Source organism: Chryseobacterium taeanense (assembly GCF_900099685.1).
Lineage (GTDB): Bacteria > Bacteroidota > Bacteroidia > Flavobacteriales > Weeksellaceae > Chryseobacterium > Chryseobacterium taeanense.
Window position 1 is genome coordinate 96,894 of sequence record NZ_FNDW01000001.1, and the last position, 15,196, is coordinate 112,089.

The following is a 15,196-nucleotide window of genomic DNA, read 5'->3' on the forward strand; positions in this document are numbered from 1 at the left end:
AATTAATTTTGCCTTTAATTTACACCCTGTAAAATTTTAAAACAATATAATTTAGTTAAATATGGAAATGAATGTTTCAAAAAATGATGAGCAATTAGTTGCTAGAAAGGCAGGAGGTCTTAACCCGGCTTTAATTATTCCTATTCTTTTCGTAATAGGAGTTTGTATTTATTTATTCGTTCTTGGTAACCCAGGAAATTTCAAAGACGCAGAAAAACTAGGAAGTGGGTCTGTTGCTTTCTCAAGTGTTGAAGGAAAAGACATTCACCCAGAATCGTTTTTGGGAATTATCTACAAAGGAGGTGTAATTGTACCTATCTTGATTACTTTCATGATTACGGTAATCGTTTTCTCTTTTGAAAGATATTTCGTTCTTAGCAAAGCTGCCGGTAAAGGAAACTTAGACAACTTTGTTGTACAGGTGAGAAGCTTGCTAAACCAAAACAAAATTGATGAAGCTTTAGAAGAGTGTGACAGACAACAAGGTTCTGTTGGTAATGTAGTAAAAGAAGGTCTTACGACTTACAAAGCTTTATCTCATGATACAACTCTTAACAAAGAGCAAAAAATGGTAGCGCTTAACAAAGCAATCGAAGAAGCGACTACTCTTGAAATGCCAATGCTTGAGAAAAACATGATGATCCTTTCTACTTTAGGTACTGTTGCAACGTTAGTCGCACTTTTAGGTACGGTAATCGGGATGATCAAGGCGTTCTTCGCATTAGGTTCAGGAGGTGGTACTCCGGATGCAGCTGCACTTTCTACAGGTATCTCTGAAGCCTTGATTAATACAGCTTTAGGTATCGGTACTTCGGCTATCGCTATCATCCTTTATAACTTCTTTACTTCTAAAATTGACGGATTAACTTACAAGATCGACGAGATCGCAATGAGTATCCAACAGTCTTTCGCTGAATTCAACTAAGAATTTTAGCAAGAAATTTGCATAAGTAAAAAGAAGTTTAATTAAAAATCATTAATAATAATGGCGAGAGTCAAACCAAAAAGACATGGGGTAATTACGGACATGACGGCAATGTGTGACGTTGCGTTCCTACTACTTACATTCTTTATCTTGACCACTCAGTTTAAAAAACCTGACGTGGAGCAGATCAAACCGCCATCTTCAATATCAGAGAAGTTACTTCCTGATGCAAGTTTGATGACCATCAACGCTACACCGGACGGAAAATTCTATTTCCAGCCTGTAGAAAATGCATCAGAAAGATTACAGCTTTTAGACAATATGGGTAAAAAGTACGGAATTACTTTTGACAATAAAGAAAAAGCTGCATTCCAAAAAGTACAGGCTATCGGCGTTCCTATGAACCAGCTGAAAAGCTATCTTGATTTGCCAGATGACGAGCAGAAGAATTTCAAGAGTCCTACAGGGATTCCTATGGATAGTACAAATAAGCAGTTAGTAGACTGGGTAAAAGAAAGTTTAACCGTTAATCCTGATTACAAATTGGCGATTAAAGGCGATGTTACTACAGAATATCCTAAAGTAAAAAGCTTATTTGAGGGTTTAAGAGATATCGATTTTCTTAAATTTTGGTTGATTACATCACAAGAAGGTAAACCTAATGAATAATATCATTTAGAAATGGCAGAAGTACAAGTACAGGAAAAAGGCGCCAAAGGCGGCAAGGTACGTTCCAAGAAACAGAGTACCAGAGTCGATATGACTCCAATGGTGGACTTGGGTTTTCTATTGATTACCTTCTTTATGTTCACAACCACATTCTCTAAACCGAATGTGATGGATTTGGGTCTTCCGGCAAAACCGAAAGATGATACACAGAAACCACCTCCAACAGAAATTAAACTTTCAAACTCTATTTCTCTTTTATTAGGTAAAGACAATAAGGTTTTCTGGCACCAGCAGGATAATACCTCTCTAACAGACCAAAACCTTAATGAAACCACTTTTGATAGAGAAGGAATAAGAAAGGTTATCAAGCAGGCAGAAGCAAATGCGGCTGATAAATCCAAATTTACCGTGATTATCAAGCCTACTGACGATGCTGTATATAAAAACTTTGTAGATATTCTCGACGAAATGGCAATTACTAATATTGAGCGATACGGGGTTACCGATCTTAAATCTTGGGAAAAAGCTATCTACGACAAAAAAGTTGGTAATTCTAACTCTGGAGCTGCGGCACCGGCTACGAAGTAATTTAAACCATAAAATTGTAAATCTATGGCAAACGAAAATGTATACGATTCTGGTCTTACTTTAGACGAGATTGTATTTGAAAATAGAAACAAGGAATATGGTGCATACGATCTAAGACATCAGTATCCAAAACTTCTGACTAGATCTTTTATCGTTGGGACAGTATTATTCCTTATCTTGGCTTTGTCTCCTTTTATTTATCTTACCATTAAAAGATTAACTGCGCCGCCTAAACAAGAAGTAAAGGCAGATTTGGTAGAGATTCTTCAGGAAGATAAAATTATCGAGCAGCCAAAAGAAGAAGAACCACCTCCACCACCTCCACCACCAAAAGAGGAAGAGAAAATTGAAATTATTCAGAATGTTGTACCAGAGCCTGTAAAAGCTCCGAAAATTGAAACTCCTCCACCACCGATTTCCAAGCAGTTAGAAACAACAACTGGTCTTGTTAATCAGGAGGGTGTAAAAGCTCCGGCGTATGTGCCACCACCGCCGCCGCCATCAACGGGTACAAAAGCTTCAACAGCTGAAGTTAAACCTCAGATTAATCAAAATCAGGTTTATACCGAAGTAGAGCAGACTGCTGAATTCCCTGGAGGTATTAATGCTTTCAGAAATAAAGTGGCAAACAACTTTGATGGTTCTGCAATGAATGGTGACGAGGGTACTGTAAAAACTGAAGTAACTTTCGTTGTTGAAAGGGACGGAAGTATTACTGACATTAAAGCAAACGGAGGAAATTCAGATTTCAACGCTGAGGCGATCAGAACAATTAAGTCAATTAAAAATAAATGGACTCCTGCTAAAATTAACGGACAATCTGTACGTTATAGATTCAGATTACCTCTGACTATGAATTTTGAAGGATAATTTATCTTTAAATAATAATTAAAAAAGAGAAGCATATGCTTCTCTTTTTATTTTTTTTGGTATTTTTGTTATATGATGTTCAATTGGTTATCCCTGGTCACGGGATTGTTCTATATCGTTTTGGGAATTGTAGTGATTCTTTACAAATTCTTTTTCACCGTTCTTGAACCCGGAGTTGCTTATGCATTGGGGGTATTGCTTATCCTGTACGGCATCTTTAGAATTTACAGAGCGATTTCAAAAATCAAAAATTCAGACAATGAAAAGTAGTATTAGAATTGTAATGCTATTTTTTGTTAGTATTATAGCTGTTAACTGTAAAAAGGAAGAGAAATCTCCATCTTATCATAAAGGAGAAATGACTATTCTTACAGATGAATCTTTTAAAAGCGTTACTGAAGCTTTAGCAGAAGGATATATGATTAATTATCCCGAAACTAAAATAAAGGTAGTCACAAAGAAAGAAGATCTAGGCTTTCTTGATCTTTTAAATGATAAAGCAAAAATTGTTGTCATGTCGAGAGATCTGTCACCTGAAGAAATTAAAACGTACGAAGAACAAGTAGAGCTTAAGTTTTTACCTGCAAGATTTGCTGCCGATGCTGTGGTTTTTATTGTCCCGAAAGACTCTCCAAAGGAAAGTATTTCAATGGAAGAAATAACACAGGGAATGCAGTCTGATGATAAAAAATTTATTTTCGACGGAGCGAATTCAAGTAATCTGAATTTTGTTGCTCAGAAGCTTAAAAAACAACCTAAGGATTTGAAATATTCCATCATTCCCGGGAATAAAAATATTATTCAGGAATTAAATAAATATCCTGATAAAATAGGTGTTATCGGCCTTAATACATTTAGTCGCCCTTATGATAAGGAGTCTGAAGAATTGAGAAATATGGTGAAGATTCTCCCCGTAGAAAACAAAGGAGTAAAATACGATGCGGATTTTGATAATCTGCGAAAAATGAGTTATCCATTTACAAGAGTTTTGTACTTTTTAACAAATGAAGGAAATTTTAACATTGCGAATGGATTCATAAGATATTCCTGTACGCAACTGGGGCAAATGATTGTTCAAAAAGAAGGTTTGCAACCCTATAACCTCTATAGAAGAGAAGTGCAAATGCGTTAAAATATATTAAATTAACGCTTTACCCCAAAATAAATCATTATTTTGGTCTGAAAATTGTCTATAATATAAATCGAATTTAGATTATAAAATAAAAAATGAGAGATATAATGAATATGAATGTAAAGAAGATTGCTTTTGGAGCAGCGGTGGTGTTTTTTACCAATTTTGCCATTGCGCAAACTGTACAGGACGGTATTAACAGTATGGACAGCGACAAATTTGCCCAGGCAAAAACTAATTTCACAAATATGATTGCTTCGGATCCTACAGCCGAAAATTATTTCTATTTGGGAAATACTTATTTAAAACAAGGAGAACCGGATTTTGCAGCTGCAACTGAAAATTTTAATAAAGGATTGGCAGCAGATAAAAAAAGTTATTTAAATAAAATTGGTTTAGCAACTGTAAAACTTGGAAAAGGAGATAAGAGTGCTATTGCCGAAATTCAGGAAATCGTTTCAGATTCAAGAGAAAAGGATGCTGAAGTATTATTCAGAGCAGCGGAGGCTTTAACTTTATTTGAAAAGAATAACTCTCCGGATCTTGCCATCCAGTTTCTGAATAAAGCAATCGAGAGAGCTTCAAGAAAAGAAGTTCCAGCATATTATTATTATACTTTAGGAGATGCCTACAGATTAAAAAGAATGCCGGGAGATGCAATGACAGCTTATGATAAAGCGCTTCCTTTGGCTAAAAATAAAGCATCAGTATATACAAGAATCGGAACTCTTTGGATGGCTGCGCAACAATGGCAACAGGCGAAAACAAGTATAGACAAAGCAATTGCTACTGACCCTACTTATGCGCCTGCATATAAAGCGTTGGCTGCTTATGATATCCGATATCAGCAAAATGCAAAAGCAACTCAGGATCTCATTAACTATACAAAATATGCTGATGAAGACCCGTACACGCAGTTAGAAATTTCCAAACTTTATTTTACCAATGAAGATTATGTGAATTCTAAGCAGGTTCTAGATAAGATTTTCGACAAAATTAACGATCCGATTAAATTTAAGTTAAGAGCTTATCAATTATATGCTGACGGAAAATATGTAGAAGCAAAGCAAAACATGGATACTTTTGTTTCTCAGGCGGAAAAATCAAGAGTACAGCCGGCGGATCAAGGATTGCAAGGTCTTATTGCTGCAGGTTTAGCTAAAACTGAAACTGATGCTGCAAAAAAGACTGCTTTAATGACAGAAGCGCAACAAAAAGTGGCTATTGCAAAAGCTGCTAAAGATGAAACAATGAAGTGGGATTTGGAATTGGTGAAGATAGCAGGAGGAGGAGCTTCTCAGGCTGATATTGACGCAGGTCCTACAAATCCTGTTATTGAAGGGTTAAAGCAGAAAATTGCTGCTAATGCTCAGGATACAGATTCTTTATTCAAGTTGGCGACAGCTTATCAGGAAGTGAAAAACTGGAATGGAGCAATCCAGACATGGCAGAAAATGAATGCACTTCTTCCGGATTGGGCACCAGGTTATTATAGTTTAGGATATTCTTATCAGCAGGCTGGGAACAACGATGCTGCGAAAGTTGCTTATGAAAAGTTCATTAATACCGTAAAACCTGCAGATAAGGAGGCTAATAAGCAGACACTTGCTTACTCATATTTTGCAGTTGCGTATCTGAGCAAAGATACTGATATGGCTAAAGCTAAAGATTATGTAGCTAAATCTTTGCAACTCGATCCTACTTATCAGGATGCAATTAAACTGAATGAAGAGATCAACAAATAAAATAATTTAAAGTTTAAATTATAAATATATAACTTCCCATTCGCAATGTTTGGGAAGTTTTTCTTTTAAATCTTATCTTTGAATATTATGAAAACAGATATATTAGCTTTTGGCGCTCATCCCGATGATGTAGAACTTGGATGTGGAGGAACGATTATTAAAATGGTTTCTGAAGGGAAAGTATGTGCAATTGTTGACCTTACAAGAGGAGAGCTCGGCACAAGAGGAACTGAAGAGACAAGAAAGGCAGAAGCCGCAGACTCCGCAAAAATATTAGGAATTGTAGCCAGAGAGAATTTGGGAATGAAAGATGGATTTCTTGAAAATTCTGAAGATTATCAGATGAGAATCGTAAAAATGATCCGTAAATACCGGCCGGAAATCGTTTTAGCAAACGCAATTGATGATAGACATCCGGATCATGCAAAAGGAGCGAAATTAGTGTCAGATGCGTGTTTTTTAGCTGGATTAAGAAAGATTGAAACCGTTTTGGATGGAGAAAATCAGGAAGAGTGGAGACCAAAGCATGTTTTTCATTACATACAGTGGAAAAACGTTGAACCTGAATTTGTAATAGATATTTCTGAACATTTGGATAAAAAAATTGAAGCGTGCATGGCTTTTAAAACCCAGTTTTATGATCCCGCTTCCAAAGAGCCTGAAACACCAATTACTTCTAAAGATTTTTATCAGAGTTTAACGTATCGCGCTCAGGATTTAGGACGGTTATCGGGAGTGACTTATGCTGAGGGATTTACGTCTGAGAAGCTTATTGCGATGAAAAATTTTGACGGAATTGTTTGGTAATTAAAAAACATTTCCTATATTTGCACTCACAAAACGGTGATTGTAGCTCAGTTGGTTAGAGCGTCGGATTGTGGTTCCGAAGGTCGTGGGTTCGAGACCCATCATTCACCCAAAAAAACGGTAATCCTGCTAAATTTTAGCAGGATTTTTTATGCCTTATTTTTCTTATCTAAATAATTAAGATTATAACTGTTTTCAGTTCGTCTATCTTAATTTGTTCTGAAATTTATTACTTTAACAATATCTTTTGTATATGATTTCTTTATTTTGGTCGTTTCAAATGGTTTTATAAGACCATTGCCGGAAGGATCGGAAACATATTTATTGAAAATCAAAGTGTATTTTTTTTCCGTCCACGGTTTTTCAGGGATAAAATACCATTCTGTATCATCCGATCCGGGGATGAATTTTCCTTGAATATTGATATCCTTATTGTAGATGTTAATAGAAATTCCGCCAAGAATACTATAGAGATCCATAGGCTTATCAAAGACTATTTTTAATTTTTCTTTACTGTTTCTTCTTGGAATACTAAATTTATTTTTTAATATTTTTGGACAGCTTGCTGTCGGATAATTAATTTCAAAACCTTTTGTAAAAGATTTTACTTTTGAATTTTTATGTAATGGTTTTACTTTGTCAGTAATCTCCAAATAATATTTTTTTCCAACATAAAAAACGTCACCTAAATTGTCATAATATTTAATTCCTCTTTTTACTCTTCCGGGATGGATCATAAGCATTAATATCTTATCGCTGATCCACCTGCTTTTATTAAGCCAGACATGAGGTACAATTTCCTTATTTTCATTATATAAGTTCACATATCTGAAAGCAGATTCATCCTCCAGCATCGGTTGTGAAAATTCAATGTAAAAAGTCAATATATTCTTTGGGATTTTATTACTTCTTGGAAAAACTTCTTTTACAAAAATCTCATTGGTAATGTTAAGATTGATTGATGGAGTTTTATAAAAAGTTTTTACAGTGTCATTTTTATTATAAAAGTGAGCATTAAATGAAAGTCCATCTCCCATTTCAAACTGAGGTTGAAAGAAGATTGTATCTTCATTTTTGGAGTAAAGACCCAATAGCGGTGTTTGGGATTCTTTTCCTTCCTGAATCATAAACACCTTTAATAATTCTGAGGGTTGTTTGTCATCTCCGTGAGCAGGGAAAGCTTTAAATAAAGGTTTATTAGATCTTTTTACATCAATTTGTATTTCCTGAGAATAAATGAAATTGTACGAAAAGATAAAAAAAAGCATAAACAGATACCTTAAATTAATTGTTGTTATTTCTTTCATAACTAAAATTTTATAGTAAAGAATAATGTGCGAACTTTTGATCCGCACATTTATTTAGAAAATTCCTTATTAGTTATTTTTTAATGAAAGATTTAGAATCCAGATCTATCCCTTTATTGCTGATTTTTAACAGATAATTTCCTGTTTGTAAATCTGAAATTGAGATTTTCTTGTTATTTGAATCAACTGTTTGTTTTCTGATAAGCTTTCCATCATAGCTGTAAATTGTGGCTTCTATATTTTTATAAAGCTTATCATTATAGAAAATATTCAAAACATCGGATGCTGGATTTGGAGAGATTTCAAATTTTATATTTTTAGCATTTTGTTCTTCAACATTTAGCGCTGCTGTGCAAACACTAAGTTTCGATAATGTTTGAAAATCTGCAGACAATGTAAGAATTTCACAAGGTGAGTAATATGCCATTGATGAGAAGTTGCCGGGGAAACTCGTCATTTCTTCAGTCGTAAGGCTTGAGTTTACGTTGCCGAAAAAATCTCTTAAATCAACTGAATTATTATTATAGGTATTATTCGTAAAGGGAGTTCCGTCAAGAAATTTCTTTCCGATTCTATAGATTTTTTTATTTGACCAATTATCGTGTAGGTCCAATAGGTACGCCTCTGTTCCGTTAGTGATCGTGAGTGTCTTCACTGAGTAGTCAAATACAACATTAAATGATTCGCGTACCGTAAACAGACCTGAATTGCTTGTTAATGAGGGTACTGTTTCTGAAAAACCAGGTGCGCAGGTTGTTGTACCGCATAAATATTCAGTATTATTAATTTTTATATAATTAAGTGTCTCTAGCGGAGCATTGGTGAGGTATGTATTTCCCCAATTGGATTTAAACATCGTGGTGGCTCTTTTTGTGATTGTTGCATTATAGGTAAAAGGAGCAGATATATAACCCAGCTCACCATTTAAAGTACTATGATTACTTGATACAAAAAGCTTATTTCCTCCCCAGGCTATATCCTGAAAAGTACAATTTGCGTTGGTAAAGTTTAAAGCACAATAAGGCATTGTATTAAAATTCAAGGCGGTAATTGTATTTCCTGCGTTGGTAAGCTTCACAAAATAGGGTGTCGTATTGACCATAGCCATCACATATACGGCATTTGTAATAGGGTTTACCTCAATATTTTTTATCGAAGTAAATGTTTGTCCGGTTGCGGCTTCTATTCTTGTTTTTACATTATCGGAAGTCGTTGCAATAGTATTGGCTGCTTTATCTGCGGGATTACTGTCATTTACGTCAACAATAAATACCTTACCGCTAGCATTATTTGTTGCAACTAACGCAACACTGTTTCCGTCACTAATAAGTTTAAAATTTGTAATGGTTCCGGAGGTAATCATTGTTCCTGTCTGAGGAGATACCATTAAAGAGTTTTGGGCAAAGCAGAATGCAGATGATAGAATAAAAAGGAATAAATTTTTTTTCATGTATTTATATTTAAAAGGTTAAAATTATTTCATAGATAATCTGTTTGGGTTTATTTTATTAATGGATTTTATAATGTCAGGTTTGTGTTTTACTATTATTTTATTTATTTTAATAAAAATAATTTAGTTTTTTAATGCTAATGTTAAATAATTAATAACAATTTTAGTAATTATTATTTTAATAATCAAAAAATAAAGCTTCTAAAAATATATGCATAGCATTGTATTTTGATGCTATAATTTAGAAGAATATACTTAGTAATGGAAAAAAGTGATGAATTATGGGGAATAAAAAAAGCATCTTTTTCCAGATGCTTGTGTTTTTAATATTGTTTAGAATATTTAAACTTCGTCGTCAGAATCAATCGTGTAAGATCTGCTTTTGAAGTCTTTATCATGCTTTTCTGATATTACATCCTCACCTTTTTCGTTAATGATGAAATCTGTGGATTCATTAAACATCTCCTGAAAACTTTTGAAATCTTCTTTGTAAAGATAGATTTTGTGCTTCTCAAATGTAGCTTCTCCATTTTCTCCGAAATTCTTTTTACTTTCGGTAATCGTAAGATAATAATCTCCTGCTTTCGTCTCGCGCACATCAAAGAAATAAGTTCTTCTCCCTGCTTTTAACACCTTCGTGAAAATTTCATTTTCATGGCGTTCCTTGTATTCACTCATTGTTAGATATTTTTTAATCTTGTTAAGAACAAATATAAAAGTTTTCTTTTAATCACAAAATTTTTTTTATGATTTATTTAACATTTGTGAACGAATGAGCTAAGCAGTTACGGAATTGCTAATTTCTGTAAGGTTAAGAATCTTATCTGCTCTTTGGGCGCTAGACTCTCTGTGTGTGATGATTATAGATGTGGCATTATGAATTTTCCTTTCGATATTTTCCAGTATATTCTGTTCGGTTTCGGTATCTAACGCAGAGAGTGAATCGTCAAAAATAATAATATTAGGATCTTTAATTAAGGCTCTTGCAATACAGATTCTTTGTTTCTGGCCTCCCGAAAGCATCACGCCGCGCTCACCAACCATTGTTTTATACTGATCTTTAAATTCAATGATATTCTTATCGACATCTGCAATTTTTGCATATTCAACCACTTTTTCATGAGTTGGATGGTCGATGGCAAAGCCAACATTATTTTCAATAGAATCTGAAAAAAGATAACTTTCCTGTGGAATATATCCGATGGAATTTCTGTAATTTTCTAAATTGTGCTCTTTTAAATTCTTTCCGTCAATTAAAATTTCACCTTCCGTAGGATCAATCAATCTGCAAAGTAATAATGCGATGGTGGATTTTCCGCTTCCTGTTTTTCCCATTATCGCAAGGGATTCTCCGGCTTTTACGGTAAAGCTTAGATTTTCCAATGCTATAATTCCTGTATTCGGGTACACATAAGATACATTCCTGAACTCAATATTTCCTTTAATAGGATAATTTTCAAAATTTTTGTTAACGATTTCAGATTTTTTATCCATAAACTCATTGATCCTCTGCATAGAAGCTTCAGCCCGCTGATTCACTGAAGTTACCCATCCTACCATAGAGAAAGGAAATATCAGTGTGTTGATGTACATAAAGAAATCCGCAATTTTACCAATACTCAGTTCTCCTGCAATATATTTCTGTCCGCCGATCCAGATAATCGCCACGTTTAGAAGTCCGATGACAAAAAGGATGATGGTGAAAAAGTAGGCTTCTGTTTTGGCAAGATCCAGCGCTTTATCCTGATAATCGGTAACTTTTACGCCGTAATTTTTTTCAATATATTTTTCACGGGCAAAAAACTTTACCACACGAATTCCCGAGAAACTATCCTGTACAAAAGTGGAAATCGCAGACTGGCTTTTCTGCATAATCTTCGACTTTTTGTTGATAATAGAGCTCACTTTATAAATAGCATACGACAAAATAGGCAAAGGAAGTAACGTCCACAACGTCATGGAAACATCCGTCTTGAGCATATAAATTGCTGTAATCACAACAAGTACAATTAAATTGGCGACGTACATTACTCCTGGTCCGAGATACATTCTTACTGCAACAACATCTTCACTCAGTCTATTCATAAGGTCACCTATGGTTGTCTGCTTGTAATCTGTTAAAGATAAATCCTGATAATGCCGGTATATTTTATTTTTCAGTTCATATTCAATTCTTCTTGACGCGACAATAATAGTTTGCCGCATCATAAATGTAAAAAATCCGGTTAGCAGGGAACATCCCACAATAATGGCAACATAAACCAAAACCTGATTGTTGAAGCCCAGATTTCCGTTTCTTGTAAGTTCATCCACTGATTTTCCAACGAACTGTACCTTATATATATTAAAAAAGTTACTGGCAATGATAAATAATACCCCCCAAAATAATAATATCTTGTGCTTCCAGAAATAGGGGTTCAGAGTTTTTAGCGCTTTCATAAACTTTTACAAATTTACAAAAATGTCATCACACTGCGAATTTCATAAAGTTTAAATTTTGTATCTTTGCACCCATAAAAAGCTCTTTGAATGTTAGGAAGACGACAAATCCGTGAAAAAGTAGTACAGACTGTGTATTCATATTACCAGAATCCTGTAAAGTTTGATGTGTTAGAGAAAAATATGTTTACCGGAATAGAGAAAATCTATCATCTCTATATTTATGAGTTAAACTTTTTGGTGGCGCTTAAAGAACTGGCAGAACACCAGATTGAAATCGGTAAAAATAAGTTTATTAAAACCGATGCCAACATCAATCCTAACCAAAAATTCATCAATAATCAGGTTTTAATTAAATTGGAAGAAAATCCGGAAAGATTATTCTTCACCGGTCAGCATAAACAATTGAAATGGGATATGCACGATGATCTTCTGGTAAAAACTTTCCAAAGAATTACAGCAGGAAAAAGATATCAGGATTTTATGAAAGAAGAAGGATATTCTTTCGAACAAGATCAGAAATTTATTGGCAAGCTGTTTTTAAGATATATTGCCGAAAATGATGATTTCCATGATTATCTTGGAGATAAAGAACTTTCCTGGTATGACGACATTCATATTGCCAACTCAATGGTTCAGAAGACAATCGGTTTCCTGAAAGAAGATGAAGAAAGCAGAACTTTAATCAAAATGATTAAAGATGATGAAGATAAAACCTTCGCCATGAAACTGTTGAGAAATACATTAGACAGTTGGGAAAACAATGAAAAGAAGCTGGAAGAAAGACTTGAAAACTGGGATCTGGAAAGGGTTTCGCTGATGGATAAAGTGATTTTATCAACTGCTATTTCGGAACTTGATAATTTTCCTTTCACACCTTCAAGAGTTATTATCAATGAATATATTGAGATTGCAAAAGTATTCGCTACAGACCGATCCAATATTTTTATTAACGGGATTTTAGATAAATACTGTAAAGATTTAAATAGAATATAAATATTTCAATATGAAAAAGACGTTATCAATTATCGCTTTATCAGTAATAGGCCTTGGCTTGGTTTCATGTAAAAAAGAAAACAAAGAAGTAGCAGGAACAGAAACTTCTGTTGGTGCAGATTCTGCTGCGACTGTAACTCCGGTGGCGGGCGACTCTGCTGTAGCTCCTGCAGGTACACCAGCTTCCAATCAGCCATTGACTACAATCGCTCTTTCCGAAAGCAACTTCGACTTTGGTAAGATTAAAAAGGGAGATAAAGTAGAGCATATATATGAAGTTACGAATACAGGAACAAACCCTTTAGTAATTTCAGAAGTTAAGCCAGGTTGCGGATGTACAGCTCCGGATTTTACAAAAGAACCGATCATGCCGGGTAAAAAAGGAAAAATCACGTTACACTTCGACTCTACAAACTTTGACGGAAACGTAAGTAAATTTGCAGATGTTTTTGCAAACGTAGAAAAAACTCCAATAAAATTAACATTCACTGCGAATATCCAACCATAACATCATGAATTTATTATCAATCTTTTTACAGGCACCTGCTCAGGGAGGAAATTCTTCCATGATGCTTATTATGATGGGAGTAATGTTTGTTGGCTTTTATTTCTTAATGATAAGACCGCAAATGAGAAAGCAGAAGCAGGAAAAAAACTTTCAGCAAACCCTTAAAGTAGGAACCAGAGTAGTGCTTACTTCAGGTCTTCACGGAAGAATTGCCCAGGTTCAGGATGATGGTTTTATCATCGAAACGTTGTCAGGAAAACTGAAGTTTGAAAAAGCGGCTGTCTCAAGAGAATTTACAGAAGCGCGTTTTGGTGATAAAGCTAAAGCTGCGGAAAAAACAGCCGATAAAGCTACAGAGAAAAAAGAAATCGAAACTGAGAAAAAATAATTCTTTGTTTTGAAAAATATTCCGTTTCGGCGGGGTGAGCATTGCTCACCCCGCCGAAACTTTTTATATCGGAAATATGAGGTAAAATAATATCTTTGCCACATGAATAAAAACACAAGTAAAACCGTTCTCATCATCGGTGCCAATTCAGATGTTGCCAAGCAATGTATTCTGCAATATGTACGAAAAGATTTCTTCATTCTGGCAGCTTCCAGAAATACGCTTTCCTTAGAAAAATTCGTTCAGGAAAATAGCTTGCATTCACAAGTTTCAGTATTGCATTTTGACTCCGTTGAATTTGATTCACATCAGAAATTCTATGACGAACTTCCCGCAAAACCTCATATTGTTGTGTATGCCGCAGGATTTTTAGTTGAAAATGAAAAAGCACTAAAAGATTTCAAAGGAGTACAACAGATGATGATGGTCAATTATATGGGAGCTGTTTCTATTCTGAATATTATTGCAACAGATGAAACCAATAAGAATTTAGAAAGAATCATCGGATTATCATCACTTTCAGGTGTTCGGGGAAGGAAAAGCAATTTCGTGTATGGAAGTACGAAAGCGGCTTTCATAACTTATTTAGCGGGTTTAAGACAAGAGCTGGCTTCAAGAAATATCAAAGTCAATGCGTTGGTAATCGGTTATATAAGAACAAAAATTAATGAAGGTTTACAGTTAAACGAATCTTTAATCATGGAACCGGATTACGTCGCAAAATTCATTGTCAACGCAGGGAATTCCTTTACCATTGTTCCGAACTTTAAATGGAAAATGATTTATTGGATTTTAAAAATGTTGCCGGAAAGCTTGGTGGCGAAGTTGCCTTAATTATTCACTTTTAACAATGACACTTGGAAAGCCTAATTTATTCATTAAATCATTATAGTTTTCCATCAGAATGCTACTGCTACCGTAATGAGAAATTTTTAATTGATTTTCACTGTCTTCAACAGAAAAAGAATTTCCGCTATTACCAAATTCATTTTCCATGAATTTGTACTGCATCACATTATTGATGTAATTCATCAAGCCAGCTTTTTGAGAAATTGATAAAACAATATTTTTTTTTGTCTCTTCATTTTGTACAATTAATCCTGTACTATCTCTAACTCCACAATCGACTCTGTATCTGGTGTAAACCAATTTAGTTTGTTCTTTTTCAGAATAAATCTTAATTATTTCATTATGACCTCCCCATTCTCCACAATCAGCAAATCTGGATTTTATAAATATAGTGTCCTTATAACTTAAAATATTATCAAAAGAGTAATTTATATTTGAGCTTTTAGAGCAACTTAAAGAAAGAATTAGTAATAGAACAGCAAAGCATTTTTTCATGTAATAAGTTTTATCTAAAAATAACCAA

General features: G+C 34.4%; 17 protein-coding genes and 1 tRNA gene. 13 read left to right on the top strand and 5 right to left on the bottom strand.

Going from position 1 to position 15,196, the window contains the following annotated elements; translation table 11 throughout:
* Positions 1-61 precede the first annotated feature (61 nt).
* The 9 genes from BLR30_RS00450 to BLR30_RS00490 all read left to right on the top strand — a co-directional run bounded on the left by BLR30_RS00450 (position 62) and on the right by BLR30_RS00490 (position 6,847).
* Positions 62-925 (top strand): MotA/TolQ/ExbB proton channel family protein, encoded by an 864-nt coding sequence (locus BLR30_RS00450; RefSeq protein WP_089853118.1) that lies wholly within the window; start codon positions 62-64, stop codon positions 923-925.
* 60 nt (positions 926-985) lie between these two features.
* On the top strand, positions 986-1,594 hold the full coding sequence (locus BLR30_RS00455) for an ExbD/TolR family protein (RefSeq protein ID WP_089853120.1): 609 nt from the start codon (positions 986-988) through the stop codon (positions 1,592-1,594).
* A gap of 12 nt (positions 1,595-1,606) precedes the next feature.
* On the top strand, positions 1,607-2,182 hold the full coding sequence (locus tag BLR30_RS00460) for an ExbD/TolR family protein (protein ID WP_089853122.1): 576 nt from the start codon (positions 1,607-1,609) through the stop codon (positions 2,180-2,182).
* 24 nt (positions 2,183-2,206) lie between these two features.
* Positions 2,207-3,052 carry an energy transducer TonB gene (locus BLR30_RS00465; protein WP_089853124.1) on the top strand — a complete coding sequence of 282 codons (846 nt, stop codon included), beginning with the start codon at positions 2,207-2,209 and terminating at the stop codon, positions 3,050-3,052.
* A 72-nt stretch (positions 3,053-3,124) separates the two neighbouring features.
* On the top strand, positions 3,125-3,322 hold the full coding sequence (locus BLR30_RS00470; RefSeq protein ID WP_175443566.1) for a DUF308 domain-containing protein: 198 nt from the start codon (positions 3,125-3,127) through the stop codon (positions 3,320-3,322).
* Positions 3,312-4,184, top strand: a complete 873-nt coding sequence (locus BLR30_RS00475; RefSeq protein WP_089853130.1) for a PstS family phosphate ABC transporter substrate-binding protein — start codon at positions 3,312-3,314, stop codon at positions 4,182-4,184. The genes BLR30_RS00470 and BLR30_RS00475 overlap by 11 nt, the downstream gene beginning before the upstream one ends.
* Before the next feature lie 95 nt (positions 4,185-4,279).
* Positions 4,280-5,929, top strand: a complete 1,650-nt coding sequence (locus BLR30_RS00480) for a tetratricopeptide repeat protein (protein WP_089853133.1) — start codon at positions 4,280-4,282, stop codon at positions 5,927-5,929.
* An 87-nt stretch (positions 5,930-6,016) separates the two neighbouring features.
* Positions 6,017-6,736, top strand: coding sequence for a bacillithiol biosynthesis deacetylase BshB1 (gene bshB1 / locus BLR30_RS00485; protein WP_089853135.1), 720 nt, complete (start codon positions 6,017-6,019; stop codon positions 6,734-6,736).
* A gap of 35 nt (positions 6,737-6,771) precedes the next feature.
* Positions 6,772-6,847: transfer RNA gene (locus BLR30_RS00490), tRNA-His, on the top strand.
* A 98-nt stretch (positions 6,848-6,945) separates the two neighbouring features.
* Here the strand turns inward: BLR30_RS00490 and BLR30_RS00495 are convergent.
* The 4 genes from BLR30_RS00495 to BLR30_RS00510 all read right to left on the bottom strand — a co-directional run bounded on the left by BLR30_RS00495 (position 6,946) and on the right by BLR30_RS00510 (position 11,932).
* Positions 6,946-8,043, bottom strand: a complete 1,098-nt coding sequence (locus tag BLR30_RS00495; RefSeq protein ID WP_089853138.1) for a hypothetical protein — start codon at positions 8,041-8,043, stop codon at positions 6,946-6,948.
* Positions 8,044-8,116: 73 nt separating this feature from the next.
* Entirely contained in the window at positions 8,117-9,493 is a 1,377-nt protein-coding gene (locus BLR30_RS00500) for a T9SS type A sorting domain-containing protein (protein WP_089853143.1), read from the bottom strand.
* A 342-nt stretch (positions 9,494-9,835) separates the two neighbouring features.
* Entirely contained in the window at positions 9,836-10,171 is a 336-nt protein-coding gene (locus tag BLR30_RS00505; RefSeq protein ID WP_002976288.1) for a DUF3276 family protein, read from the bottom strand.
* 99 nt (positions 10,172-10,270) lie between these two features.
* On the bottom strand, positions 10,271-11,932 hold the full coding sequence (locus tag BLR30_RS00510; RefSeq protein ID WP_089853147.1) for an ABC transporter ATP-binding protein: 1,662 nt from the start codon (positions 11,930-11,932) through the stop codon (positions 10,271-10,273).
* Positions 11,933-12,022: 90 nt separating this feature from the next.
* Between BLR30_RS00510 and BLR30_RS00515 the strand changes: the two genes are divergently transcribed.
* From BLR30_RS00515 to BLR30_RS00530, 4 genes are all read left to right on the top strand, one after another.
* On the top strand, positions 12,023-12,928 hold the full coding sequence (locus BLR30_RS00515) for a transcription antitermination protein NusB (protein WP_089853150.1): 906 nt from the start codon (positions 12,023-12,025) through the stop codon (positions 12,926-12,928).
* Between the two features lie 10 nt (positions 12,929-12,938).
* The gene (locus BLR30_RS00520; RefSeq protein WP_089853154.1) at positions 12,939-13,436 is read left to right on the top strand and encodes a DUF1573 domain-containing protein; all 498 of its coding nucleotides are present in this window, start codon (positions 12,939-12,941) and stop codon (positions 13,434-13,436) included.
* Between the two features lie 4 nt (positions 13,437-13,440).
* Complete coding sequence (yajC, locus tag BLR30_RS00525) at positions 13,441-13,824, top strand: preprotein translocase subunit YajC (protein ID WP_089853157.1); 384 nt, start codon at positions 13,441-13,443, stop codon at positions 13,822-13,824.
* Between the two features lie 102 nt (positions 13,825-13,926).
* Positions 13,927-14,658 carry an SDR family NAD(P)-dependent oxidoreductase gene (locus tag BLR30_RS00530; protein ID WP_089853161.1) on the top strand — a complete coding sequence of 244 codons (732 nt, stop codon included), beginning with the start codon at positions 13,927-13,929 and terminating at the stop codon, positions 14,656-14,658.
* On the opposite strand, the gene BLR30_RS00535 is transcribed toward BLR30_RS00530, so the two are convergent.
* Positions 14,659-15,168, bottom strand: a complete 510-nt coding sequence (locus BLR30_RS00535; protein ID WP_089853164.1) for a hypothetical protein — start codon at positions 15,166-15,168, stop codon at positions 14,659-14,661. It abuts the gene before it with no gap.
* Positions 15,169-15,196: the final 28 nt, after the last annotated feature.